This is a genomic window from Massilia phyllostachyos, from assembly GCF_021044825.1.
GTDB lineage: Bacteria > Pseudomonadota > Gammaproteobacteria > Burkholderiales > Burkholderiaceae_D > Telluria > Telluria phyllostachyos.
The window spans coordinates 516322-539651 of the sequence record NZ_JAJNOC010000002.1 but is presented as its reverse complement, the minus strand read 5'-3'; the positions used below and the strand labels follow the sequence as shown (position 1 = coordinate 539651).

The following is a 23330-nucleotide window of genomic DNA, read 5'->3' as shown; positions in this document are numbered from 1 at the left end:
CGAGGAGAATACGAATGAAGAGCACCTTCCAAAGCGCGCTGCTGGGCGGCCTGCTGGCCCTGTCCCTGGCTGCCTGCAGCTCGACCGGCACCGACAGCGACTCGATGAACGGCAGCTCGTCGTCGTCGTCGATGAGCTCGGGCAGCACCGGCACCACCGGGGCGGCGGGCGCGAGCGGCACCAACACCGGCGTCACCACCAGCGATCCCGCCACCGGCAACAGCACCACCGGCTCCTCGGCCGTGCCGCCGCCGGCCACCACGCCGCCGATCACCAATTCGACCCCCACGAATTCGTCGACCTCGGGCGCCGGCCGCTGAGCGGCTTCGCGTGCGTGATACTGCAGCCAGGCCGCGCGCCTGGCTGTTTTCATTGGCGGCGCGGCTCCGGTAGAATCATGCCGCCTGCATACATCGCTCTCCCATCATGAAAAACTGGTTCGCCCGCTGGTTCGGCGGCGCCACCCGTGCCGACGCCGGCACCCCCGCCGTTCCCCACGTTCCCGCCGCAGCCGCCCAGGCCGCGCCGGCCGCGCACGCTCAGCCCTCCTTCGACCTCGAGCTGGCCTTCCACGCCTGGCTGTCCGGCCCCGTCGCCCACGCCGGCGAGACCAGGGACGCGCTGATCCTCGACGAACTGGCGAAGCTGGCGCGCCAGCCCGACAGCGCGGCCGAACTGGTGCCGCGCGTGCCGGCCGTCGTGCCCCAGCTGCTGCGCAGCCTGCGCGAAGAAGGCACCTCCAGTACCGAACTTGCGCGCCAGGTGGCGCAGGACGTGACCCTGGTGGCCGAAGTGATCCGCGAAGTCAACAGCCCGTATTACCGCCCGGCGGCGCCGGTGCGCACCATCGAGGGCGCCGTCATGCTGCTCGGCCAGAACGGCCTGCGCATGCTGCTGGCGCGGGTCGCCTTCCGCCCCGTCATCAGCGCCCAGACCGGCCGCCTGGCGCGCCAGGCGGCGCCGCAACTGTGGCGCCAGTCCGAGAAGTGCGCGCTGGCGACCAGCCTGGCCGCGCCGGGCTGCGGGGCCGACCCGTTCGAGGCCTGCCTGGCGGGCCTGATGCAGAACGTCGGCCTGGTGGTGGCGCTGCGCCTGATCGACCAGGTCGACGGCGCGGGGCGCATGCCGCAATCCGACGCGTTCGCCCATGCGATGCGCGGCAGCGCGCGCGTGCTGTCGGCGCGCATTGCGCAGGAATGGGAGTTGCCGCCGCCGGTGGGGGCGGCGATCCTGCAGGCCGGCGAAGCGGATACCACGCCGCTGGCGCGGGCGCTGCGTGTCGGGGATCGCCTGGCGACCTTGCGGGTGCTGGCGGAGGCCGGGGTCGAAGAGGCGCAGGAAGCCGTCGGCCAGCTTCCCGATCATGAGCGCCGCATCTTCGACAAACTCGGCGAATCGTAGGATGGGCGGTCCTCCGCCCACGCGTTCAACTACACGGTGATATGACGCGTTATCTCTATTGAAGTACGGTCTGAACGCGCGGACGGCGAAGCCGTCCACCCTACGCGTATCCGATCCAGCCTCGGAAGACGCCGGCGGCGTAGAACATACTCACGTCTTTAAAACCCTCTTCGCGCAGCAAGGCTTCATCCTGCTCCGGCGACAGCACCGGCATGATCCGCTCGATCACCTCGCGCCGGTGGCGCGCCTCCTCCGGCTCCGCCCCCGACGCCACCGCATACGCCTCGTCCCGCGCCAGCCACAGCGCCCGCTCGTCCTCGTCCTGCCCGAAACTCATGTGCGCCACCACGAACGGCGCCCCGCGCCGCAAGCGTGCGCGGATCGCCCGCAGCGCATGCCGGCGCTCGCACGGGGGCATGAAATGCATGGTCAGCAGGCACACCGCCGCATCGAACGGTCCATCCGGCGCCACGTCCACATACCCCTGGTGCAGCGCCACGCGCGGCGCATGCTCGCCCACCGTTCCCAGCGCCAGTTCCAGCATGTCCGGCGAAGGATCGACCCCGTCGAAAATCCACCCCGGCTGCGCATCGGCAAAGGCCTTGAGTTCCAATCCCCCGCCCGCCCCCAGCACCAGCACCCGCGCATCGAAGGGCGCCCGCTCGGCCAGCAGAACCTGCGCCATGCGGTGCAGATCGCCGAATCCCGGCACCAATCGCGGCGGCCCATCCAGGTAGTGCGCGACCGCACGCGGGTCGGAAAAATGCCTCTGTGCACTTCTCATACTTGTCCCCGATTCTGTCCCTGCATCGCGACGTCCGCGCCGCGCGTCCTGCCCGGCGTCGAATGGTCCATTCGTCTATAATGGTCAGCCACTGTTGCGAACGTCACTGCGCACTCGATGCCCTTCGATCTCAAGAAAAATCTTCCCAAGCCAGGATCCCGTTTTGCCCTGCCGGCGCTGCACGGCTCGAGCGACGCGTATGCGCTCGCCACCGCCGCGCTCAGCCTGAAAGCCAGCAATCAGATGCTGACCGTCATCGTGGCCAATGCCAGCGACGGCCAGCGCCTGCTCGACGAGATTCCCTGGTTCGCCGACGGCAAACTGTCCTGCCACCTGCTGCCGGACTGGGAGACCCTGCCCTACGACGCGTTTTCCCCGCACCAGGACCTGGTGTCCGAGCGCCTGGCGACCCTGCACGAGATCCGCAACGGGCAGTGCGACGTGCTGGTGGTGCCGGCCACCACCGCGCTGGTGCGCCTGGCGCCGCCGTCGTTTTTGGCAGCCTACACCTTCTTCTTCCGCCAGGGCGAACGCCTGGACGAGGCGAAGCTCAAGGCCCAGCTGACCCTCGCGGGCTACACCCACGTGTCGCAGGTGATGTCGCCGGGCGAATACTCGGTGCGCGGCGGCCTGATCGACCTGTTCCCGATGGGTTCGGCCCTGCCCTACCGGCTCGACCTGTTCGGCGACGAGATCGAGACCATCCGCACTTTTGATGCCGACACCCAGCGCTCGCTGTATCCGGTGCGCGAAGTGCGCCTGCTGCCGGGCCGCGAATTCCCGATGGACGAAGCCGCCCGCAGCGCATTCCGCGGCCGCTGGCGCGAGCGCTTCGAGGGCGATCCTTCGCGCTCGCCGATCTACCGCGACATCGGCAACGGCATCGCCTCGGCCGGCATCGAGTACTACCTGCCGCTCTTCTTCGAAGAGACCGCGAACCTGTTCGACTACCTGCCGGAAGGCGCGATGCTGGCGATGGTCGGCGACATCGACGCCGCCATCGGGCGCTTCTGGCTCGACACCGAATCGCGCTACAAATTCCTCAAGAGCGACCGCGAACGCCCGATCCTGGAGCCGCGCGAGCTGTTCCTCGGCGCCGAGCAGTTCTTCACCTGCGCCAAGCCGCACGGCCGCTGGACCATCGCGCGCGAACCGTCGCAACCGGCCTCCGAGCTGAGTGCGCCGCTGCCCGACATCTCGGTCAACCGGCGCCTGGACGACCCGCTGGCCAACCTGCGCGCCTTCTTGCTGCGCACCGACACCCGCGTGATGATCGCCGCCGATTCGGCCGGCCGCCGCGAGACGCTGCAGCAGTACTTCCACGAGTACGGACTGGAACTGGCGCCAGTCGAAGGCTTCGAGGGTTTCAAGGCCAGCAGCGCCAAGCTGGCGCTGGGCGTGGCGCCACTGCAGGCCGGCTTCGAGCTGAGCGAGGACGCCGCCGGCAATCTCGTCTTCATCACCGAAACCGAGCTGTATGCCGGCTCGGGCCGGCGCGCCGGCAAGAAGAAGCAGGAAGCGACCAGCCAGGTCGAATCGATGGTGCGCGACCTGTCGGAGCTCAAGATCGGCGACCCGGTGGTGCACATCAACCACGGCATCGGCCGCTACATGGGCCTGATGAGCATGGACCTGGGCGAAGGCGAGACCGAGTTCCTGCACCTGGAATACGCGAAGGAGACCAAGCTGTACGTGCCGGTCTCGCAGCTGCACGTGATCTCGCGCTACTCCGGCACCTCGCCCGAAGACGCGCCGCTGCACGCGCTGGGTTCCGGCCAGTGGGACAAGGCCAAGAAAAAAGCCGCCGAGCAGGTGCGCGACACCGCCGCCGAGCTGCTCAACCTGTATGCGCGCCGCGCGGCGCGCCAGGGCCATGCCTTCGAATACTCGAGCATCGACTACGAGAACTTCGCCGGCAGCTTCGGCTTCGACGAGACGCCGGACCAGGCGGAAGCCATCCACAACGTCATCAAGGACATGACTTCGGGCCGCCCGATGGACCGGCTGGTCTGCGGCGACGTCGGCTTCGGCAAGACCGAGGTCGCGCTGCGCGCCGCCTTCATCGCGGTCATGGGCGGCAAGCAGGTCGCGATCCTGGCGCCGACCACCCTGCTGGCCGAGCAGCATGCGCAAACCTTCGCCGACCGCTTCGCCGACTGGCCGGTGAAGATCGCCGAGCTGTCGCGCTTCCGCACCGGCAAGGAGATCAACAACGCCATCAAGGGCATGGCCGACGGCACCCTCGACATCGTGATCGGCACGCATAAATTGCTGTCGCCGGACGTGAAGTTCACGCGCCTGGGCCTCGTCATCATCGACGAGGAACACCGCTTCGGCGTGCGCCAGAAGGAAGCGCTGAAGGCCCTGCGCGCCGAGGTCGACGTCTTGACGCTGACCGCGACCCCGATCCCGCGCACCCTCGGCATGGCGCTGGAAGGCTTGCGCGATTTCTCCATCATCGCCACCGCGCCGCAGAAGCGCCTGGCGATCAAGACGTTTGTCCGCAGCGAGGACGGTTCCGTGATCCGCGAGGCCTGCCTGCGCGAGCTGAAACGCGGCGGCCAGATCTACTTCCTGCACAACGAGGTCGAGACCATCGAGAACCGCCACGCGATGCTGCGCGAGCTGCTGCCCGAAGCGCGTATCGGCATCGCCCACGGCCAGATGCACGAACGCGACCTGGAAAAGGTGATGCGTGACTTCGTCCAGCAGCGTTTCAACATCCTGCTGTGCACCACCATCATCGAGACCGGCATCGACGTGCCGACCGCGAACACCATCATCATGCACCGCGCCGACCGCTTCGGCCTGGCCCAGCTGCACCAGCTGCGCGGCCGCGTCGGCCGCTCGCACCACCAGGCCTATGCCTATCTCTTGGTGAACGACGTGCAGGGCCTGACCAAGCAGGCGCAGCGCCGGCTCGATGCGATCCAAGCGATGGAAGAACTGGGCAGCGGCTTCTATCTCGCCATGCACGACCTCGAGATCCGCGGCGCCGGTGAGGTGCTGGGCGAGAACCAGTCGGGCGAGATGCTCGAAGTCGGCTTCCAGCTGTATTCGGACATGCTGAACGAAGCGGTGCGCGCGCTGAAGGCCGGCAAGGAGCCGGACCTGGCGGCGCCGCTGTCCTCCACCACCGAGATCAACCTGCACGTGCCGGCCCTGCTGCCGTCGGATTACTGCGGCGACGTCCACGAGCGCCTGTCGATTTATAAACGCCTGGCCAACTGCGACAGCCAGGACAAGATCGACGGCATGCAGGAAGAGCTGATCGACCGCTTCGGCAAGCTGACCGACCCGGTGAAGGCGCTGATCGAAACGCACCGCCTGCGCATCGCCGCCAAGTCCGTCGGCATCGTCAAGATCGACGCCCATGACGAGGCGGCCAGCCTGCAGTTCATGGAAAAGCCGCCGATCGACCCGATCAAGATCATCACCCTGATCCAGAAGAACCGCCACGTCAAGCTGGCCGGCCAGGACAAGCTGCGCATCAGCGCCAGCATGCCCGACCTGGCGGCGCGCGTGACGCAGGTAAAACAGACCATCAAACAGCTCCTCGCCTGAACCACAATGACCAAGAACCTGGTGCTCCAGGGGCCGCAGGCCTCACCCGAAACCCTCGAGCGCCTGGCGCGCCTGGCCCAGCCCGCGCGCATCCAGGCGCTCGGCGCGCACGCGCTGCGCTGCGAGGACGTGGCGTTCACGCCGGAACTGAAGGAGCGCATCGATGCCGCGGCGTACGAGGCCGGCGTCGACGCCTGCTTTATCGCGGCCGGCACGCAGCTCGCGGACTTCGGCCTGGTGGCGATGGACATGGACTCGACCCTGATCACGATCGAATGCATCGACGAGATCGCGGACATGCAGGGCCTGAAACCGCAAGTCGCCGAGATCACCGAAGCGGCGATGCGCGGCGAGCTCGATTTCGCCGCCAGCCTGACGCGCCGCGTGGCCCTGCTCGAAGGACTGGAAGCGTCCGCGCTGCAGCGCGTGTACGACGAACGCCTGCGCATCTCGCCGGGCGGCGAAGCGATGCTGGCGGCGGTCCAGGCGGCGGGCCTGAAAACCCTCCTGGTGTCGGGCGGCTTTACCTTCTTCACCGACCGCCTCAAGGAGCGCCTCAAGCTCGATTTCACCCATGCGAACGTGCTCGAGGTCGCGGACGGCAAGCTGACCGGCCGCGTGGCCGGCGGCATCGTCGACGCCGAGGAAAAGCGGCGCACCGTGGAACGCGTGTGCGCGCGGATGGACATCGCGCCCAGCCGCGCCATCGTGATGGGCGACGGCGCCAACGACCTGCGCATGATGGGCGTGGCCGGCCTGTCGCTGGCCTTCCGCGCCAAGCCGGTGGTGCGGGCCCAGGCCTCGGTCGCCCTGAATTTCTCGGGGCTCGATGGATTGCTCAACATCATCGCTTGATTTAATTTCCCCTCAAGAATAGCGATGTAGCGCAAACCTTCGCACGCTTTCCATTCGTGCGCGCTCCCTGCTGGGCTATCGTGAAACCGAAGCCGCAGCCATGTTGGCAGCGCGAGGGAGAGCACCATGCGACCCGTCGATGTTTCCGCTACGTCCCCTGACCAGGAAGACGCACCCCGCAGCCCGGGCCGGCGCCGGCTTCTGATTGCCGGCCCCGCGCTGGCGTCAAGCCTGGCGCTCACCGGTCGCGCGGCGGCGCAGCCGGCGGCCGCCGGCGCTTGGCGCAACGAGGGCTGGTGTCCCACCTGGGGTTGCGCGCCAGCCGGCCCGCCGACCAGCGCCAACCTGCTTGCCTTCAGCGACCAGACCGTGCGCCTGGTGGCCCATGCCAGCATCGGCGGCGCCAGGGTGCGGGTGCGGCTGTCGAACGAATTCGGAACCACGCCCCTGACGATCGGCGCGGCGCAGATCGGCCTGCGCGACAGCGGCGTCTACGTGCGCCCCGGCAGCAACCATCCGCTCACCTTCGGCGGCAATGCCTCGGTCACCATCCCGCCCGGCGCGCCGGTGCTGTCCGACCCGGTCTACTTGACGGTGGCGCCCTTCGCCGACCTGTCGGTGAGCCTTTACCTGCCGGGCAGCGTGGCGGCCAACACGGTGCACGGCACCGCCCTGCAGGCCGGCTACGTCTCCTCCACAGGGAACTTCGCGGCCAGCACCTCCTTCAGCGTGGCGCGCACCATCGCCTCCTGGCCCTTCCTCACCGAGGTGCTGGTCGAGGGCGGCGGGCGCTGCATCGTCGCGATCGGCGACTCGATCACCGACGGCGCCGGCAGCTCCACCAACCTCAACCGGCGCTGGCCCGACCTGCTGGCGCGCCGCCTGCAGACCGAACTGGGCGCGGCCGGCGCGATCGGCGTCGTCAACCGCGGCATCGCCGGCAACCAGATGCTGCGCGAGGAAACCGCCGCCATGGTCGGCGGACGCGCCCTGCTGGCCCGCTTCGACCGCGACGTGCTGGCCACGCCGGGGGTGCGCGCGGTGATGCTGCTCATCGGGATCAACGACATCTGCTATACCTCGGGCGCCAGCCTGGTCAAACCCGCCGACCTGATCGCCGGCTACCGCCAGCTGATCGCGCGCGCCCACGGCCATGGCTTGGCCATCGTCGGCTCCACGCTCATGCCCTTCGAGGGATTCACCTACTACAACGCGGCGCGCGAAGCGGTGCGCCGGACGGTCAACGACTGGCTGCGCGCTTCCGGCGAATTCGACCTGCTGCTCGACTGGGAAGCCGTGGTGCGCGATCCCGAACTGCCGGGCCGGCTGAAGGCCGAGTACAACAGCAAGGACTGGATCCACCCGAACGATGCCGGCTACACAGCGATGGCCGGCGCGGTGCCTTTGCCGCAGCTGGTGGCGCTGCTTGGGTGATTGTCGCCGGCGGCCCCTATGTGTAACCGGCTGTAAGAGCGTGTGCGCGCTAAAGTGCAATTTTTTATCATGACAGGAACAGGAGGACCGTCATGAAGAAATTACTTTTCGTCGCCGCGTCGCTGGCCATGCTGGCCGGCTGCGCCGCTCCCAACCAGAACTACTACGGCGCCCAGGCCTATGGCCAGCCAAGCGATCCGAACGGATGGCGCGTCGTGTCCGTTACCCCCGTGCCGCTCGGCACCGGCTCGCGCGCGGCCGCCGCTGGCGACACCGGCGTCACCACCTCGTTCGTGCCGCAGTCGGGCTACACCACCACCTACACCACCCAGCCAGTGTACGTACAGCAACAGCCGGTGTACGTGCCGCAGCCGGTCTACGTGCCGCAGCCGGTCTACAACCCGGGCTACTACTATCCGCCGATCTCGATCGGCCTGGGCTTCGACTTCGGCCGCAGCTGGGGCCACCGCGGCTGGGGTGGGCACGTCGGGACGCGCTTCCCCTACCGCTACCGCCGCTGATTCGGGGGGTGTGGACGTAACGAGGCCGGCGTTCGCCGGCCTTTTCTTTAATCAATGCCCGTGCTGACGCTCGTACTCGTCCGCTTCCGCCTTGGTCACATGGATGATGCCATCAGGATGCTCCGGCGGGGTGTACAAGGTGTACAGGCGCATCGGCTCGGACGTCGAGGTATTGATGACGTTGTGCTCGGTCCCGGCCGGAATCACGACGGCGACGCCGTCTTCCAGTTTGTGCTCTTCGCCATCCAGCAGCGCCACACCCTGGCCCGCTTCGACGCGGATAAACTGGTCATGGCCTTCGTGGCGCTCGACGCCGATTTCCTCGCCCGGCTGCAGGGTCATGATGACCAGCTGGCTGCGCTGGGTGGTGTACAGGACTTCGCGGAAGTTGTTTCCAGCGAGGGTCTTCTCTTCGATATTGATGCTGTAGCCCGACATGGTAGTGCTCCTCTTGACGAATAATGTGCGGCGATGCTGCCTAGACACTATTGTATAAGAGCAACGCGAATCGCGTGCACCGGCCATTCAGCCAGCTTGACCACCGAACAGATCATGTGCATCGAGCAGCGCCCAGGCGATATCGGGCCGCTCATGCAAGCGCCGACGTACGGCGCTCGGCACCGCCTGCCGCGCCTTCTTGCACAGGCCAGGCTTCTCTTCGAGCACCACGATGATGCCGCGCACCGTGCGCACCTCGTTCGGCCCCGGTTCGACGCGCAATCGCGCGCCCAGGTTCTTCTGGATCAGCGCCTGCACGTGCTGCAGGTCCGCATAGCTCTCGATGCGTTCGATGCGTTCGACCAGCTTCTGTTCCTGCTGGCGTGTCAGGGCCAGCGGCCGGTGGTCGGCCTGCGGGTCGGCCATGACACGGTCGCGCTCGCACACGCAGGCGCCGGGCGGGCACTCGGTGCGGATCGGGAATGGGAATGGCGAAGCGGGGTCGCTCACGTTCTCACGCATCGGGGTTGGGGGGGGCGCGGCAATTCTACATCAGCGGCCCTGGCGGCCACGCCCTCGAGCATGGCGTGCATGCGCGCGTGGTGCGAACCCTTCCAGTAGACGCGCCGGCAGGCGTCGCAGGTCGTGAATTCGTCATGGGTGGCGCTGACACGCGGCGGCAATCGCTCCAGCACGTCATCCTTGGCGACCGGACGCAGCGGCAGGTTGCAATGCAGGCAGAGCGTGAAGGGCTGCAGGGCGCCGGCCAGCTGCAGGCGCGCCAGCAGCTGGCGCAGCTGCTCTTCCGGTTCGATCGCATGGAGGTAGCAGCCGAATTCGACGGTACGGCGCTTGAGCAGCTCGCGGTCGCGGGTAAGCAGGATTCTCCCCTCCTCGCGCGCAATGCGTTCGATCTCGTCGTCGTGGTAGGCGTTGTCGTACAGGGTGTCGAAGCCGCCCATGCGCAGCAGCCGCGCCAGGCCACCCAGGTGAGCGTCGGCCACGAAGCGCGGACGGCCCGCGGGACGCGTGCGCAGGCGCTGGATTCCGCCCACGCCGAAGTCGGCGAAGCTGGGATAAACGGCGACCCGGTCGCCCTCCACCAGCAGCCGCTCGAAGCTGCTGGATTCGCCGTTCACCAGCAGCAGCTCGACCTCCGTATGCGGCACGCCGAGCGCCTCGACCATGTGCTTGACCGTGGCTTCGCGCGCGCACGGCGTGACGACGTCGCGCCCACGCCGGTCGCGCGGCAGGAAGTCGTTCAGTCCGTCGTAGAAGCGAAATGTCGCGGTCACCATGGCCTGGCTAGTATGGCAGCGTCGTCGAGCGGCTGCGCATACTGTCCGTGCATCAATTCCAGCGCATTTGGCACGGCCTCGAAGGCGGCCGTATTGTCGAAGATGCACCAGCAGGTTTTCCCGGCCGCCGTCTGGCGCATCAGCTCCCGGCGCACCGATTCCACATACTCCGGCATGTAGCGCGAATAATAGATGCGCGGCGTGCCGTGCAGGCGTACGTAGAGCGTGTCGGCGCTGGTCGGCACATGCGGGCCGGGCTGGCCGGCCGCCGGGTCGGCGATCACGCGCACCACGCGGCTGTCCACCAGCAGCTCGGTCGCGGCGTCCGAAAACCAGCTCGGGTGACGGGCTTCGAAGGCAACGGTGCAGCCGAAGATGTCGTGCAGCTGGCGGAAGAACAGCCGCGCCGTCGCGTCGACGAAGCCGAACTTCGGCGGGAGTTGCACCAGCAGGCAGCCGAGCTTCTCGCCCAGCTCGCCGGCTTCGTGTGCCAACTGCACCAGTTGCTGCTCGACGTTTTCCATGCGCGCATCGTGCGTGATGGCGCGCGGCACCTTCACCGAGAAGCGGAAATGTTCGGGCGTGCAGCCCGCCCACTTCGCGTAGGTGGCGGGTTTGTGCGGCCGGTAGAAGGACGAATTGATCTCGACCGCCGGGAAGGTGGCGGCGTAGCGCTCGAGGTGGCTGCCCTCCGCGGGGAAGGCGGCGGCATCTTGTTTCGGCAGGCTCCAGCCGGCGCAGCCGACCAGCAGGTCGCCCGACATGACTGCTTGTTCGCTCATCGCGCTCATCGATATTATAGAAATGGCAATGAGGCGATTCTACGGAATGGCGGCGCGCCGCGGCGCATGGCTGGGCGTGGTTTCGATGATCGTCCTACAATACAGCCATGGATCAAGAATCAAGGAGACCCCGATGAGCGAAGCCCTCCACGTCGTCTGCCCGCAATGCGATGCGGTGAATCGCCTGGCGGCCGAGCGCCTGCTCGATGCGCCGGTATGCGGCAAATGTGCCCAACAGTTGTTCAGCGGCCGCCCGCTGGACGTCGACAGCGCGCGCTTCAACAAGCACGTCGCGCGCAACGACATTCCGGTGCTGGTCGATTTCTGGGCCGAGTGGTGCGGGCCCTGCAAGATGATGGCGCCGCATTTCGCCCAAGCCGCGCAGCGGCTGGAACCGCGGGTGCGCCTGCTGAAAGTGGACACCGAGCGCAGCCAGGACCTGTCGGCGCAGTACGGCATCCGCAGCATTCCGACCCTGGCCCTGTTCCGCGGCGGACGCGAGGTGGCGCGCCAGGCCGGCGCGATGGATGCGGCGCGCCTGAACGCCTGGGTCGAATCCCAGCTCAGGTGACAAGGCGCCCAGGTCTTGAAAAACCGGCAAGGAGCCGCATGTTGGCAAAGTGGCAGCACCCGCTGTTACAATGGGATCGCCAGCCGGGCGTTTCCGGCTTTCCTCTGAAGGAGAATACTGATGTCGCAAGACCTGGTAATGGATCGCGGAACCGAAGATGCGAAGCAGTTCGCGCGCATCCTGTACGTCGCGCATGCCCTGACCTTCCTGTTTTCCGCCGGTTTGCTGTCGCTCCTGGTGCTGATCGTGAACTACGTGAAGCGTCCCGATACCCAGGGCACCATCGTCTATTCCCACCACAGCTGGATGATCCGCTCGTTCTGGTGGTACCTGGTGTGGGTTGTCGTCGGCGCGGTGCTGTTCGCGACGATCATCGGTATCTTCTTTGCCTGGATCGTGTGGGGCGTGGCCTGGCTGTGGGCTGCTTACCGCATCATTCGCGGTTTCCTCGATCTGAACGCCAACCGCGCGATGCCTTGATTTCGTAGGGTGGGCGGTCCTCCGCCCACGCGTTCAACTATGGGAGGCGCAGCCGCCAGGCACGCCGAAGTTGAACGCGCGGTCGGGAGACCCGACCACCCTACAACTGCGTTAGCGCCTGTTCGATGTCGGCGATCAGGTCGGCGGTGTCTTCCAGGCCGACGTTGAAACGCACCAGCACACCCTCTTCCCGCCAGGCCGTGCGGATCGCCCGGATCCGGTATGGCATCACCAGGCTGTTCGGCCCACCCCAGCTGTAGCCGATCCCGAACAGGGTCAAGGCATCGACAAAACGGTCGACCTGTTCCTCGCTGTAGCGCGCATCGAACAGCACCGAGAACAGCCCGCCGGCTCCATGAAAATCGCGCTTCCAGTTCGTGTGCCCCGGGCAGTCCTCGAAGGCCGGGTGCAGCACCTTGGCGATTTCCGGCCGCGCCTTCAGCCACGCCGCCACCTGGCGCGCGCTCGCATCGTGCGCCTCGAAGCGCAGTTTCATGGTCGGCAGGCCGCGCATCACCAGGTAGGCATCGTCGGCGCCGACACCCAGGCCGAGGCGCATGTGCGCCTGCGCCAGCTGTTCGTTGAGCGCCTTGTCGCGCGTGATCACGGCGCCCATCAGGAGGTCGGCGCCGCCCGACTGGTACTTGGTCAGCGCATGCATGACGATGTCGGCGCCGACGTCGAAGCCGCGCAGGGCCAGGCCGGCCGACCAGGTGTTGTCCAGCGCCACCGGCACGCCCTTCTCCTTCGCCGCGCGGCAGATCGCGGGCAGGTCCGGCACTTCCATCGACACCGAGCCCGGCGCCTCGGTCCAGACCAGCTTCGTGTTCGGCTGGATCAGTTCCGCGATACCGCTACCGATCATCGGATCGTAGAAACGCGCGCTGACGCCGAAGTCCTGCGCCAGCCAGCGCCCCAGTTCGCGGTTCGGGTTGTAGACGTTCTCCGGCAGCAGCACGTCGTCGCCGCTTTTGAGGAAGGCGAAGTTGATCATCGCGATCGCCGACAGGCCCGAGGGCGCCAGCAGGCAGTGCGCGCCGCCCTCGATCGCGGCCAGGCGCGCTTCCAGGGTGAAGGTGGTCGGGGTGCCGTGCAGGCCGTAGGTGTAGGCGCTCTTGTCCTTCCACTGCATCGAGCGCATCGCGGCCACGTTCTCAAACAGCACCGTCGAGGCGCGGTGGGTGCCCGGCGGGAAGGCGTCGAAGCCGCCCGGGGCCTCGTAGTCGCTGTGGATCAGGGAGGTCTGGACGGTCTTCTTCATGCTGGCCTTTTGCTGAGCTTTAAGCGACGGTGGCCCACAGGTCGTGGGCGTCGGCGCGGGTGACGACCACGTCGATGAACTGGCCCAAGACCGGCTTGGCCTTGCCCGGCACCAGGGCGCGCTTGATGTGGACCACGCCGTCGATCTCGGGCGCGTCGGCGGCGGTGCGGCCGATCGCTTCGCGGGCGCCGACTTCGTCGACGATCACGCGCATGGTCTTGCCGACCTTGGCCTGCATGCGTTTCAGCGAGATCTCTTCCTGCAGCAGCATCACGCGCGCGCGGCGTTCTTCACGCACGGCTTCCGGCACCGGATTGTCGAGCAGGTTGGCGGTCGCGCCTTCCACCGGCGAGTAGGCGAAGCAGCCCAGGCGGTCGATCTGCGCCTCGCGCAGGAAGTCCAGCAGGTACTCGAATTCCTCTTCGGTCTCGCCCGGGAAGCCGGCGATGAAGGTGGAGCGGATGGTCAGGTCCGGGTTCATCTTGCGCCAGGCCAGGATGCGGTCCAGGTTCTTCTCGCCGCTGGCCGGACGCTTCATGCGCTTCAGGACGTCCGGGTGCGCGTGCTGCATCGGGATGTCGAGGTAGGGCAGCACGTGGCCGTCGCCCATCAGGGGGATCACCTGGTCGACGTGCGGGTACGGATAGACGTAGTGCATGCGCACCCAGGCGTCGTACTGGCGCGCCATCTTGCCCAGTTCCTCGGTCAGCTGGGTCATGTGGGTCTTGACCGGACGGCCGTTCCAGAATCCGAGGCGGAACTTGACGTCGACGCCGTAGGCGCTGGTGTCCTGCGAGATGATCAGGAGTTCCTTGACGCCGGCCTTGAACAGGTTCTCGGCTTCCTGCAGCACTTCGTGGATCGGACGCGAGACCAGGTCGCCGCGCATCGACGGGATGATGCAGAAGCTGCAGCGGTGGTTGCAGCCTTCCGAAATCTTCAGGTAGGCGTAGTGCTTCGGGGTCAGCTTGACGCCATGGTCCGGCACCAGGTCGACGAAAGGATCGTGCGGTTTCGGCAGGTGCTCGTGGACCGATGCCATGACTTCGGTCACGGCGTGCGGGCCGGTCACGGCCAGCACCTTCGGGTGCACCTTGGTGATGATGTCCTGGCCATCCGCATCCTTCTTGGCGCCCAGGCAGCCGGTGACGATCACTTTACCGTTCTCGGCCAGCGCCTCGCCGATCGCGTCGAGCGACTCCTGCACCGCGGCGTCGATGAAGCCGCAGGTGTTGACGATCACCAGGTCGGCGCCGTCGTAGGACTTGGCGGTCTGGTAGCCTTCCGCGCGCAGCTGGGTCAGGATCTGCTCGGAGTCGACCAGCGCCTTCGGGCAGCCGAGCGACACGAAGCCGACCTTGGGCGCGACGACGCCGGCGGCCGGGCTCGGGATGACGAGCGCGGGCGCGGCAGCAGCAGGGGTAGCGGCGGAGGAAGGAATACGACGGAGTTCGGTCATGGGCGGACGACAAAAAATCTGGGCAATCCGCGATTGTACCCGAATGGGGCATGCCGGTGAACCGGCGGGGAAGATTGCCGGCCCTGGAGCGGGCCGGCAGGTGTCGTCAAACAACGATTTTGTTAATTACTTCTTATCGCCTGGAGGCGGCGTCATGCCCGGGAACGGGAAAGCGCCGAACATCGCCTTGCTCTGGTTCTGCATCTGCTCCTGCATCTGCAGGAACAGGTTCTTCGACTGGTCGATGTAGTTGTTCATCATGCCCTGCATCATCGGGCCCTGCACATTCATGAACTGGGTCCACATTTCCGGGCTGAAGGGTTTGCCTTCGAGCGCGCCGGCGGCGTTGCTGGTGAACTTGTTCTGGATGTCGGTAAAGGCCTGGACATTCTTTTCCAGGTAGGAACCCATCATGCCCTGCATGGCGTGGCCATAGTAGCGGATGATCTGGGCCAGTACCGAGCTCGAGAACATCGGGACGCCGTTGGCTTCTTCTTCCAGAATAATCTGGAGCAAGATGCTGCGGGTCAGGTCTTCATTGCTCTTGGCGTCGACGACGGTGAATTCGTCGGCGTCGAGCACCAGCTGCTTCACGTCGGTCAGGGTGATGTAGGAACTGGTCTGGGTGTCATACAGACGGCGGTTCGGATACTTCTTGATCAGGCGTTCGGCGTTTTTTTTCGCACTACTCATCTCATGTCTCATCGTTGTGCGCTGCGGCGCTGTCGCCGCGCGCTATTTTTCTTGATTGGTTACCAGAAAAACCGGCCTGGGCGGCCGTTCCACCGGGCAGGAATATTTCCGGGCGGGACGGACAAGTCGAACCATACCACGAGCGGCGCGCAGGTGCAGCAATTATTAGAGTACAAACTTCCGTGATGTTTTTGCTATCGTAAACATGCCGTTGCTCCTGTAGGGTGGGCGGTCCCCCGCCCACGCGTTCAACTCTCGCTCGCTGTATCTGAACCCGCGGACGGCGGAGCCGTCCTCCCTACGGGTCAGTCTGCTCTTGCCTTGACGTAGCGGCCCGGCGCGTCCTCGGTCGGCTGGTAGCGATCGTTGCCGAACGCCGTCGGCGCCGGCACGTCGGCGCCGCCGTTCTCGGCCAGGAAGGTCGCCCACTCCGGCCACCAGCTGCCCTTGTTTTCAGCCGCGCCCGCGAACCAGGCCTCGGCCGTCTTCGGACGGTTCTTGCCGCCCTTGTCGTTGACCCAGTAGCTGCGCTTGTTCTTCGAGGCCGGGTTGATCACGCCGGCGATGTGGCCGGAGGCGCCCAGCACGTAGCGGTTGGCCTTCGCGTTCTTCGGATTCAGCAGGTTCATCGACGCGAACGCCGCTTCCCAGGGCACGATGTGGTCTTCCTTCGAGCCGTACAGGAACACCGGCGCGTCGATCTTGCCCAGATCGACCGGCACGCCGCAGACCGTCAGCGCGCCCGGCACCCGCAGCTTGTTCTCCAGGTAGGTGTTGCGCAGGTACCAGCAGAACATCGGACCCGGCAGATTGGTGCTGTCGGCATTCCAGTACAGCAGGTCGAAGGCCGGCGGCTCCTTGCCCTTCAGGTAGTTCTGCTGGACGTAGTTCCACACCAGGTCGTTGGGGCGCAGGGCCGAGAAGGTGGTGGCCAGGTCGCGGCCCGGCATCAGGCCGCCGCCGCCCAGGGTCTGCTCGCGCAGAGCCACCTGCGCTTCGTCCACGAACACTTCCAGCACGCCGGTATCGCTGAAATCCAGCAAGGTGGTCAGCAAGGACAGGCTGGCCGCCGGCTGCTGGCCGCGCGCGGCGAGCACCGCCAGCGCGGTCGCGGCGATGGTGCCGCCGACGCAGAAGCCGAACACATGGGTCTTGTCCTGGCCGCTGATGGCGCGCACCACCTCGATCGCCTTGATGGCCCCGGTTTCGACGTAGTCGTCCCAGCGGGTCGAGCCCAGGGTGCGGTCCGGGTTGCGCCAGGACACCATGAACACGGTATTGCCCTGTTCCACCACGTAGCGCACCAGGGAATTTTCCGGCTGCAGGTCGAGGATGTAGAACTTGTTGATGCAGGGCGGGATCATCAGGAGCGGCACCGCTTTCACGTTCGGCGTGCTCGGCATGTACTGGATCAGCTGGAACAGCTCGTTTTCGAACACCACCTTGCCCGGCGTGGTGCCGACGTTGCGGCCGACTTCGAAGGCCGACTCGTCGGATTGCGAGATGCGGCCCTTCTGGATATCGGCCAGCATATTGCTCAAGCCCTTGGTCAGGCTCTCGCCCTTGGTCTCGATCAGCTTCTTCTGCGCTTCCGGATTGGTGGCGAAGAAATTGGCCGGCGACATGGCATCGACCATTTGCTGGACCGCGAAGCGGATCTTTTGCTTTTCGCGCGGGCCGGCCTCGACCGCGTCGGCCAGGGCCAGCATGAATTCGGAATTCAGCAGGTAGGAAGCGGCCGAGAAGGCCGACATCGGGTGCTCGCGCCATTCCGAGCTGGAGAAGCGCTTGTCGTGCAGTTCCGGCGACTTGCCGCTAATGAAATCCTGCCACAGTTGGCCGGCCTTGCTCAGGTAATCGCCGCGCAGCGCTTCCAGTTTTTCCGGGGCCACGCCGACGCCGACATCCTTCATGATGCCGGCCAGAGGATTGCTCGCTGCGGCCGCGGGCATCTGCGGCATGAAGCCGGCCCAGCCCTGCCAGAGGGTCGGATCGGTGAACTGGGACATCCAGGAAGCAGCGAAAGCTTGAGGGTCAGGCATGTTCATGTGGGAATCCGTTGTTAGAATCAGCGTACTTGAAGCACAACAATCGTTCGATAGAGGAGCAAGCCATGTGGATCGTCGCCGTCGCCTGGATCTATGTCGTCGCCCTGATGGCGGCAACCGAACCGAGCATCGTGCACGGCCTCATGACCTTCCTCTGCTATTGCGTCCTGCCATTATCCATCCTTTTCTATCTGACGGGGTCGAAACGCCGGCGTGCGCGGCGCGCGGCGCAGGCGCAGCGGCAGGCGCCCGCCAACCGTACGGCAGGCGACGACAGCACCCCGGTGCTGGCGGGCGCGTTCGGCAATGACTTCCTGATTGACCGCAGCGACAGCGGCAACAGCCGCGACAGCAACTGCAGCGACAGCAGCTTCGACGGGGGCAGCAGTTGCGACGGTGGCGGAGGTGGCGGCAGCGACTGAGGATTCTGCCGCGCCCCTGCCCTGCTTATTTGATCCAGATCAGGCTGGCCTGGCGGCCGGTGACGCGGTCGCGCCGATACGAATAGAAGCGTTGCGGCGCCGTCGCCGTGCACTGCCCGCCGCCATGGACACGGCTGACGCCATCGCGCGCCAGCATCAGGCGCGCCAGCGTGAACATATCGGCCAAGAATTTTACCGGTTGGTCAGAAATTGGCTTGAAGGCGGCCAGGGCGGCCTCGCCCGGCAGCGCCGCAAGGAAGGCCTCGCGCACGTCCTCCCCGACCTCGAACGCGTCCGGCCCGATCGCCGGCCCCATCCAGGCGGTGATCTCGCCGGCGCCCGCCGCCCGCATGGCGGCGATGGTCTGCCCCAGCACCCCGCCCGCCAGCCCGCGCCAGCCGGCATGGGCCGCGCCCACTACCTTGCCGTCCAGGTCGGCGAACAGCACCGGCAGGCAATCGGCGGTCAGGATCGCGCACACCACACCCGCTTCGGTCGCGATGCTGGCGTCGCCGGTGCGCACCGGCTGGTCGGGGCCGACAGTGGCTGCGTCGACCACGTCGGCGCCGTGCACCTGGGCGATCCAGGCCGGCCGGCCTGGCAGGTAGTCGTGCAGGCGCGCGCGGTTGGCCTGCACGGCCGCGGGATCGTCGCCGCAGTGCATGCCGAGGTTCAGCCCGCCGCCGCCCTTGCCGTCGTCGTAAGGCCCGGTGCTGACGCCGCCGTCACGGCCGGTGGCGAGTGCGCCGACATTCGCCGGCAGGTCCGGCCAGTCGGGCCAGACCAGGGCTGAACGGTCGATCATTCCTCGTCGCCGCCGTCGCTACCGTCGTCGTCACCCGGCTCCTCGATGCCGGCCTGGGCGATCAACATCGCAAAATCCTCGGCCAGCGGCACCGTCCATTCGCAGGGCTCACCGGTACCCGGATGCACCAGGCCCAGGCGGCGCGCCTGCAGCGCCTGGCGGTGGAACACCGGGGTCAGGTGCTGCTTGCCGTAGACCGAGTCGCCCACCAGCGCGAAGCCCAGGTGCTGCATGTGCACGCGGATCTGGTGGGTGCGGCCGGTCTCCAGGCTGCAGCGCACCAGCGACACCGGGCGGCGGTCCAGTGTGCCGGTAGCGACCCGCTTGTAGTGGGTGATGGCCGGCTTGGCGAACGGGCTGCTCGAGACCGCCATCTTGACCCGGTCCTTCGGGTGCCGGCCCATCGGCGAATCGATGGTGCCGCGCGCGTGCGGCGTGCCCCAGACCAGCGCGAAGTACTCGCGCTTGACGGTGCGCGCCTGCAGCTGGCGCACCAGGTCGGTCTGGGCGGCCAGGTTCTTGCCGACCACCATCAGGCCGCTGGTATCCTTGTCGAGGCGGTGCACGATGCCGGCGCGCGGCACGCCCACCAGCTGCGGGCAGTGGTGCAGCAGGCCGTTGAGCAGGGTGCCCGACCAGTTGCCCGCGCCCGGGTGAACCACCAGGCCGGCCGGCTTGTTGATCACCAGGATGTCGTCGTCCTCGTACACGATGTCGAGCGCGATGGCTTCCGGCGTGAAGGCGGTGTCTTCCGGCGCGGCTTGCGGTGCGATGACGACGGTTTCGTCGCCGTAGGCGGTGCTCTTGCCCTTGGCCGGCTTGCCGTCGACCAGCACGAAGCCGCCCTCGAACCACAGCTGCATACGCGCGCGCGAGAATTGCGGCACCATGCCGGCGACCACCTTGTCGAGGCGCTGGCCGCAGACGTCCGGGGTCAGGCGCAAGGTGATCGGCGACAGGTCGGGCCCGGCGGCAAGGCCGGCCCCGCTGTCGAAGTCGTCGTCTTCCTGAGCGTCGAGTTCAGGGTCAAAAGGCATTTCCGCCGAATTCGGCGCAGGAGTTAAAATCACGTGAGTTCCATCGGCTATAATCAGCCGTTCGTTGAATCTAGGTAAAACTTTCTTGCAAAGAGCTATGCAAAAAAAATTGTCTGTGTTGGTCGCCGCTAGCGCCCTCGCCCTGTCTGCTTGCAGCATGCTGCCGCAATCCGGTGACGAGACCAAAAACTGGTCAGCGGAGAAATTATACGCTGAGGCGCGCGATGAAATGAATGGCGGCCACTACGAAGCGGCCGTCAAGCTGTTCGAAAAGCTGGAGACGAACTATCCGTTCGGCACCTACGCCGCGCAAGCGCAGATGGAAATTGCGTATGCATATTATAAACAGGCGGACCAGGCCCAGGCACTGGCAGCGGTCGAGCGCTTCATCAAGCTGCACCCGAACCACGCCCAGGTCGACTATATGTATTACCTGCGCGGCCTGATCAACTTCAACGACCAGATCGGCTTCCTGAGCTTCGTCTACGAACAGGACCCGACCGAGCGCGACCCGAAGGCGACCCGCGAAGCCTTCGCCGCCTTCAAGGCCCTGGTCGACAAGTTCCCGAACAGCAAATACACCCCGGATGCGATCGCACGCCTGAACTACCTGGTCAACGCGATGGCCCAGTACGAAGTGCACGTGGCGAATTACTACTATCGCCGCGGCGCCTACCTGGCCGCGCTGAACCGCGCCCAGGCCGCCGTGCAGGACTACAGCACCGCGCCGGCGCGCGAAGAAGCGCTGTTCATCATGATGCGCTCCTACGACAAGCTCGGCATGCCGACCCTGCGCGACGACGCCCAGCGCGTGTTCACCATGAACTATCCGGACAGCCGCTTCCTGAATCCGAACGCCTCGGGCGATGCGCCGTGGTGGAAGTTCTGGTCCAAGGCTGCCGCCAAGCCGTCGCCGAAGGACGCGCTGCAGTAAGACCCGCGGCGGCGCGTGTCGAACGCGCCGCCGTCGCCGTTTTTTATACTTCCACGCGGCGGCGGAACACCCAATTGCGCTCCGTGGACACGGCGTCGTCGAAGGCGTAGCCGTCCACATCGAACCCCTTGAGCGCTTCCGGATCCGTGATCGCATGCTCGGCCGCGTAGTGCGCCATCAGGCCGCGCGCGCGCTTGGCGAAGAACGAGATGATCTTGTACTTGCCGTTCTTCCAGTCCTCGAACACCGGGTTGATCACCGGCGCCTCGAGCAGCTTCGGCCTGACCGACTTGAAGTATTCTTCCGATGCGAGGTTTACCAGGGCCGCGGCTTTTGTGGCGGCAAGCTGGCGATTGATCGCCTCGGTGACGCTGTCGCCCCAGAAGGCATACAGGCTGGCGCCATGGGGATTCTTCAGGCGCGTGCCCATCTCGAGGCGGTAGGGATGCATGCGGTCGAGCGGCCGCAGCAGGCCGTACAGGCCCGACAGGATGCGCACGTGGCGCTGGAGGTAGTCGATCGCCGGCTGCCCGAGCGTGCGCGCATCCAGGCCGGCGTAGACGTCGCCGTCGAAGGACATCACGGCCTGGCGCGCCTCGGCATGGTCTTCGTTCCAGTGCGCATAGCGCGAGACGTTCAGCACGGCCAGCTTGTCGGACAGGTCCATCAGTTCGGCAATGGCGGCTGGCGAATAGCCGCGCAGCACCTCGATCAGTTGGGCGGCGCGCGGGATGAATTCCGGGGTGGTGTGTTCGGCAGCGGGGCTGGGGGATTCGAGATCGAGGGATTTGGCGGGCGACAGGACAATCAGCATCGGATGTACAGCTTTACTTAGACTTGAAAAAATTTCCCACATGATACCCGTTCCAGCCGATCCCATCGTCATCGACACCAATGTCTGCCTCGACCTGTTCGTGTTCCGCGATCCGCGCTGGGCCGAACTCCTGGCGGCGCTCGAGTCCGGCGCCGTGCGCGCCGTGACGCGTGCCGATTGCCGCGACGAATACCACGCGGTGCTGCGCTACCCCCACCTGCCGCTCGATGAGGCCGGCCGCCAGCACGCCGTCGCGCGCTTCGACGCCCTGCTGCAGGTGGTGGCGCCGGATGCGAAACACGTGCGCCTGCCGGTGTGCACCGACCGCGACGACCAGAAATTCCTCGAGATCGCGCGCGACGCCGGCGCCTCGGCCCTGATCACCAAGGACAAGGCCCTGCTCAAGCTGGGCCGCCGCTGCGCGCGCGAAGGGCTGTTCCGGATCATGGTGCCGGAAGCCTGGCTCAAGGCCTGGCTCGCTTCCACGCTAGAATGAACGCATCGACGCTTACTTCGCCAACATGACCACTCCCGTACTGCGCAGCCGCCTGCCCCACGTCGGCACCACCATCTTCACCGAAATGTCCCAGCTCGCCGCCGAACAGGGCGCGGTCAACCTGGGCCAGGGCTTCCCGGATTTCGCCTGCGACCCGAAGCTGATCGGCCTGGTCGACGAGGCCATGCGCGCCGGCCACAACCAGTATCCGGTCATGACCGGCGTGCCCGCCTTGCGCGCGGCCATCGCCGCCAAGATCGCCGCGCTGTACGGCCGCAGCTACGACGCGAACAGCGAGATCACGGTCACCAGCGGCGCCTCGCAGGCGATCCAGACCGCCATCCTGTCCAGCGTGCATCCGGGCGACGAGGTGATCGTCATCGAGCCGGCCTACGATTGCTACGCGCCGGCGATCGCGCTGTCCGGCGGCGTGGTGGCGCCGGTGGCGATGCGGGTCGGCAGCGAAGGCTACAGCGTGCCCTGGGACGCGGTCGCCGCCGCCGTCACGCCGCGCACCCGCATGATCGTGGTGAACTCGCCGCACAACCCGACCGGCTCGATCCTGCGCGCCGCCGACCTCGATGCGCTGGCCGCGATCGTCGAGGGCACCGATATCCTGATCCTGTCGGACGAGGTCTACGAGCACATGGTGTTCGACGGCCAGCGGCACGAATCCTTGTCGCGGCACCCAAGGCTGGCCGAACGCGCCTTCGTGATCTCGAGTTTCGGCAAGACCTACCACGTCACCGGCTGGAAGGTCGGCTACGTGGCGGCGCCCGCCGCCATGATGGTCGAGTTCCGCAAGGTCCACCAGTACAACGTGTTCACGGTGAACACGCCGATGCAGCACGGGATCGCGGCCTACATGGCCGACCCGGCGCCCTATCTCGGCCTGCCGGCGTTCTACCAGGCCAAGCGCGACCTGTTCCGCGCCGGCCTGGCCGGCTCGCGCTTCGAGCTGCTGCCGGCCGACGGCACCTACTTCCAGTGCGTGCGCTATGGCGCGATCTCGGATTTGCCGGAAGCGCAATTCGCGAAGTGGCTGACGCGCGAGGCGAAGGTGGCGGCGATTCCGGTGTCGGCGTTCTATGGCCAGCCGACCGAATCGGGGGTGGTGCGGTTCTGCTTTGCGAAGAAGGACGAGACCCTGCACAAGGCGCTGGAGACGCTGTCGCAGTTGTAGGGTGGGCAGGTCTCCTGCCCACGCGGTCAGCGAACGGTATTCAAGCCACG

General features: G+C 66.5%; 24 protein-coding genes. 12 read left to right on the top strand and 12 right to left on the bottom strand.

The window, feature by feature from the left end:
• Positions 1–14 precede the first annotated feature (14 nt).
• Together LQ564_RS09425 and LQ564_RS09420 are read left to right on the top strand one after the other, a co-directional pair.
• Positions 15–320: a hypothetical protein gene (locus tag LQ564_RS09425; RefSeq protein WP_231057843.1), complete on the top strand. Its 306-nt coding sequence runs from the start codon at positions 15–17 to the stop codon at positions 318–320.
• Positions 321–426: 106 nt separating this feature from the next.
• Positions 427–1401 carry an HDOD domain-containing protein gene (locus LQ564_RS09420; RefSeq protein ID WP_231057842.1) on the top strand — a complete coding sequence of 325 codons (975 nt, stop codon included), beginning with the start codon at positions 427–429 and terminating at the stop codon, positions 1399–1401.
• A gap of 100 nt (positions 1402–1501) precedes the next feature.
• Here the strand turns inward: LQ564_RS09420 and LQ564_RS09415 are convergent, their stop codons facing one another.
• Positions 1502–2185 carry a class I SAM-dependent methyltransferase gene (locus LQ564_RS09415; protein WP_231057841.1) on the bottom strand — a complete coding sequence of 228 codons (684 nt, stop codon included), beginning with the start codon at positions 2183–2185 and terminating at the stop codon, positions 1502–1504.
• 117 nt (positions 2186–2302) lie between these two features.
• Here LQ564_RS09415 and mfd point away from each other — a divergent pair, with 117 nt between their 5' ends.
• From mfd to LQ564_RS09395, 4 genes are all read left to right on the top strand, one after another.
• The gene (mfd, locus tag LQ564_RS09410; RefSeq protein WP_231057840.1) at positions 2303–5749 is read left to right on the top strand and encodes a transcription-repair coupling factor; all 3447 of its coding nucleotides are present in this window, start codon (positions 2303–2305) and stop codon (positions 5747–5749) included.
• A gap of 6 nt (positions 5750–5755) precedes the next feature.
• Positions 5756–6604: a phosphoserine phosphatase SerB gene (serB, locus tag LQ564_RS09405; RefSeq protein WP_231057839.1), complete on the top strand. Its 849-nt coding sequence runs from the start codon at positions 5756–5758 to the stop codon at positions 6602–6604.
• A 126-nt stretch (positions 6605–6730) separates the two neighbouring features.
• Positions 6731–8038: an SGNH/GDSL hydrolase family protein gene (locus LQ564_RS09400; protein ID WP_231057838.1), complete on the top strand. Its 1308-nt coding sequence runs from the start codon at positions 6731–6733 to the stop codon at positions 8036–8038.
• A gap of 92 nt (positions 8039–8130) precedes the next feature.
• Positions 8131–8559, top strand: a complete 429-nt coding sequence (locus LQ564_RS09395) for a hypothetical protein (protein ID WP_231057837.1) — start codon at positions 8131–8133, stop codon at positions 8557–8559.
• Positions 8560–8610: 51 nt separating this feature from the next.
• Here the strand turns inward: LQ564_RS09395 and LQ564_RS09390 are convergent, their stop codons facing one another.
• The 4 genes from LQ564_RS09390 to LQ564_RS09375 form a co-directional block, all read right to left on the bottom strand.
• The gene (locus LQ564_RS09390) at positions 8611–8997 is read right to left on the bottom strand and encodes a cupin domain-containing protein (RefSeq protein ID WP_231057836.1); all 387 of its coding nucleotides are present in this window, start codon (positions 8995–8997) and stop codon (positions 8611–8613) included.
• 87 nt (positions 8998–9084) lie between these two features.
• The gene (locus tag LQ564_RS09385) at positions 9085–9519 is read right to left on the bottom strand and encodes a hypothetical protein (protein ID WP_371873449.1); all 435 of its coding nucleotides are present in this window, start codon (positions 9517–9519) and stop codon (positions 9085–9087) included.
• Complete coding sequence (locus tag LQ564_RS09380; RefSeq protein WP_231057834.1) at positions 9504–10295, bottom strand: Mut7-C RNAse domain-containing protein; 792 nt, start codon at positions 10293–10295, stop codon at positions 9504–9506. The genes LQ564_RS09385 and LQ564_RS09380 overlap by 16 nt, the downstream gene beginning before the upstream one ends.
• Complete coding sequence (locus LQ564_RS09375; protein WP_231057833.1) at positions 10289–11077, bottom strand: DUF72 domain-containing protein; 789 nt, start codon at positions 11075–11077, stop codon at positions 10289–10291. The genes LQ564_RS09380 and LQ564_RS09375 overlap by 7 nt, the downstream gene beginning before the upstream one ends.
• A 133-nt stretch (positions 11078–11210) precedes the next feature.
• Between LQ564_RS09375 and trxC the strand changes: the two genes are divergently transcribed.
• Entirely contained in the window at positions 11211–11648 is a 438-nt protein-coding gene (gene trxC, locus LQ564_RS09370) for a thioredoxin TrxC (protein WP_231057832.1), read from the top strand.
• Positions 11649–11768: 120 nt separating this feature from the next.
• On the top strand, positions 11769–12128 hold the full coding sequence (locus LQ564_RS09365) for a DUF4870 family protein (protein ID WP_231057831.1): 360 nt from the start codon (positions 11769–11771) through the stop codon (positions 12126–12128).
• A 100-nt stretch (positions 12129–12228) separates the two neighbouring features.
• Here the strand turns inward: LQ564_RS09365 and LQ564_RS09360 are convergent, their stop codons facing one another.
• From LQ564_RS09360 to phaC, 4 genes are all read right to left on the bottom strand, one after another.
• Positions 12229–13389: a cystathionine beta-lyase gene (locus LQ564_RS09360; protein ID WP_231057830.1), complete on the bottom strand. Its 1161-nt coding sequence runs from the start codon at positions 13387–13389 to the stop codon at positions 12229–12231.
• A 19-nt stretch (positions 13390–13408) separates the two neighbouring features.
• The gene (rimO, locus tag LQ564_RS09355) at positions 13409–14848 is read right to left on the bottom strand and encodes a 30S ribosomal protein S12 methylthiotransferase RimO (RefSeq protein ID WP_231057829.1); all 1440 of its coding nucleotides are present in this window, start codon (positions 14846–14848) and stop codon (positions 13409–13411) included.
• Positions 14849–14974: 126 nt separating this feature from the next.
• Entirely contained in the window at positions 14975–15541 is a 567-nt protein-coding gene (gene phaR / locus LQ564_RS09350) for a polyhydroxyalkanoate synthesis repressor PhaR (protein ID WP_231057828.1), read from the bottom strand.
• A 305-nt stretch (positions 15542–15846) separates the two neighbouring features.
• Positions 15847–17589 (bottom strand): class I poly(R)-hydroxyalkanoic acid synthase, encoded by a 1743-nt coding sequence (phaC, locus tag LQ564_RS09345; protein WP_371873448.1) that lies wholly within the window; start codon positions 17587–17589, stop codon positions 15847–15849.
• Between the two features lie 65 nt (positions 17590–17654).
• Here phaC and LQ564_RS25955 point away from each other — a divergent pair, with 65 nt between their 5' ends.
• Complete coding sequence (locus LQ564_RS25955; RefSeq protein WP_307726598.1) at positions 17655–18011, top strand: hypothetical protein; 357 nt, start codon at positions 17655–17657, stop codon at positions 18009–18011.
• Positions 18012–18036: 25 nt separating this feature from the next.
• Here the strand turns inward: LQ564_RS25955 and pgeF are convergent, their stop codons facing one another.
• Together pgeF and LQ564_RS09330 are read right to left on the bottom strand one after the other, a co-directional pair.
• Positions 18037–18816 carry a peptidoglycan editing factor PgeF gene (gene pgeF / locus LQ564_RS09335; RefSeq protein WP_231057827.1) on the bottom strand — a complete coding sequence of 260 codons (780 nt, stop codon included), beginning with the start codon at positions 18814–18816 and terminating at the stop codon, positions 18037–18039.
• The gene (locus tag LQ564_RS09330; RefSeq protein WP_231057826.1) at positions 18813–19853 is read right to left on the bottom strand and encodes an RluA family pseudouridine synthase; all 1041 of its coding nucleotides are present in this window, start codon (positions 19851–19853) and stop codon (positions 18813–18815) included. The genes pgeF and LQ564_RS09330 overlap by 4 nt, the downstream gene beginning before the upstream one ends.
• 97 nt (positions 19854–19950) lie before the next feature.
• Between LQ564_RS09330 and LQ564_RS09325 the strand changes: the two genes are divergently transcribed.
• Positions 19951–20787 (top strand): outer membrane protein assembly factor BamD, encoded by an 837-nt coding sequence (locus LQ564_RS09325; protein ID WP_231057825.1) that lies wholly within the window; start codon positions 19951–19953, stop codon positions 20785–20787.
• Between the two features lie 43 nt (positions 20788–20830).
• Here the strand turns inward: LQ564_RS09325 and yaaA are convergent, their stop codons facing one another.
• Positions 20831–21601: a peroxide stress protein YaaA gene (gene yaaA, locus LQ564_RS09320; protein WP_231057824.1), complete on the bottom strand. Its 771-nt coding sequence runs from the start codon at positions 21599–21601 to the stop codon at positions 20831–20833.
• 40 nt (positions 21602–21641) lie between these two features.
• Here yaaA and LQ564_RS09315 point away from each other — a divergent pair, with 40 nt between their 5' ends.
• Together LQ564_RS09315 and LQ564_RS09310 are read left to right on the top strand one after the other, a co-directional pair.
• Complete coding sequence (locus LQ564_RS09315) at positions 21642–22097, top strand: putative toxin-antitoxin system toxin component, PIN family (protein ID WP_231057823.1); 456 nt, start codon at positions 21642–21644, stop codon at positions 22095–22097.
• A gap of 25 nt (positions 22098–22122) precedes the next feature.
• Positions 22123–23280, top strand: a complete 1158-nt coding sequence (locus LQ564_RS09310; protein ID WP_231057822.1) for a pyridoxal phosphate-dependent aminotransferase — start codon at positions 22123–22125, stop codon at positions 23278–23280.
• Positions 23281–23330 lie beyond the last annotated feature (50 nt).

Bases quoted from the DNA above. Each gene is read 5' to 3' on its own strand.
- LQ564_RS09425 (WP_231057843.1), top strand. From the start codon at position 15: ATGAAGAGCACCTTCCAAAGCGCGCTGCTGGGCGGCCTGCTGGCCCTG.
- LQ564_RS09420 (WP_231057842.1), top strand. From the start codon at position 427: ATGAAAAACTGGTTCGCCCGCTGGTTCGGCGGCGCCACCCGTGCCGAC.
- LQ564_RS09415 (WP_231057841.1), bottom strand. From the start codon at position 2,185: ATGAGAAGTGCACAGAGGCATTTTTCCGACCCGCGTGCGGTCGCGCAC.
- mfd (WP_231057840.1), top strand. From the start codon at position 2,303: ATGCCCTTCGATCTCAAGAAAAATCTTCCCAAGCCAGGATCCCGTTTT.
- serB (WP_231057839.1), top strand. From the start codon at position 5,756: ATGACCAAGAACCTGGTGCTCCAGGGGCCGCAGGCCTCACCCGAAACC.
- LQ564_RS09400 (WP_231057838.1), top strand. From the start codon at position 6,731: ATGCGACCCGTCGATGTTTCCGCTACGTCCCCTGACCAGGAAGACGCA.
- LQ564_RS09395 (WP_231057837.1), top strand. From the start codon at position 8,131: ATGAAGAAATTACTTTTCGTCGCCGCGTCGCTGGCCATGCTGGCCGGC.
- LQ564_RS09390 (WP_231057836.1), bottom strand. From the start codon at position 8,997: ATGTCGGGCTACAGCATCAATATCGAAGAGAAGACCCTCGCTGGAAAC.
- LQ564_RS09385 (WP_371873449.1), bottom strand. From the start codon at position 9,519: ATGCGTGAGAACGTGAGCGACCCCGCTTCGCCATTCCCATTCCCGATC.
- LQ564_RS09380 (WP_231057834.1), bottom strand. From the start codon at position 10,295: ATGGTGACCGCGACATTTCGCTTCTACGACGGACTGAACGACTTCCTG.
- LQ564_RS09375 (WP_231057833.1), bottom strand. From the start codon at position 11,077: ATGAGCGAACAAGCAGTCATGTCGGGCGACCTGCTGGTCGGCTGCGCC.
- trxC (WP_231057832.1), top strand. From the start codon at position 11,211: ATGAGCGAAGCCCTCCACGTCGTCTGCCCGCAATGCGATGCGGTGAAT.
- LQ564_RS09365 (WP_231057831.1), top strand. From the start codon at position 11,769: ATGTCGCAAGACCTGGTAATGGATCGCGGAACCGAAGATGCGAAGCAG.
- LQ564_RS09360 (WP_231057830.1), bottom strand. From the start codon at position 13,389: ATGAAGAAGACCGTCCAGACCTCCCTGATCCACAGCGACTACGAGGCC.
- rimO (WP_231057829.1), bottom strand. From the start codon at position 14,848: ATGACCGAACTCCGTCGTATTCCTTCCTCCGCCGCTACCCCTGCTGCT.
- phaR (WP_231057828.1), bottom strand. From the start codon at position 15,541: ATGAGTAGTGCGAAAAAAAACGCCGAACGCCTGATCAAGAAGTATCCG.
- phaC (WP_371873448.1), bottom strand. From the start codon at position 17,589: ATGAACATGCCTGACCCTCAAGCTTTCGCTGCTTCCTGGATGTCCCAG.
- LQ564_RS25955 (WP_307726598.1), top strand. From the start codon at position 17,655: ATGTGGATCGTCGCCGTCGCCTGGATCTATGTCGTCGCCCTGATGGCG.
- pgeF (WP_231057827.1), bottom strand. From the start codon at position 18,816: ATGATCGACCGTTCAGCCCTGGTCTGGCCCGACTGGCCGGACCTGCCG.
- LQ564_RS09330 (WP_231057826.1), bottom strand. From the start codon at position 19,853: ATGCCTTTTGACCCTGAACTCGACGCTCAGGAAGACGACGACTTCGAC.
- LQ564_RS09325 (WP_231057825.1), top strand. From the start codon at position 19,951: ATGCAAAAAAAATTGTCTGTGTTGGTCGCCGCTAGCGCCCTCGCCCTG.
- yaaA (WP_231057824.1), bottom strand. From the start codon at position 21,601: ATGCTGATTGTCCTGTCGCCCGCCAAATCCCTCGATCTCGAATCCCCC.
- LQ564_RS09315 (WP_231057823.1), top strand. From the start codon at position 21,642: ATGATACCCGTTCCAGCCGATCCCATCGTCATCGACACCAATGTCTGC.
- LQ564_RS09310 (WP_231057822.1), top strand. From the start codon at position 22,123: ATGACCACTCCCGTACTGCGCAGCCGCCTGCCCCACGTCGGCACCACC.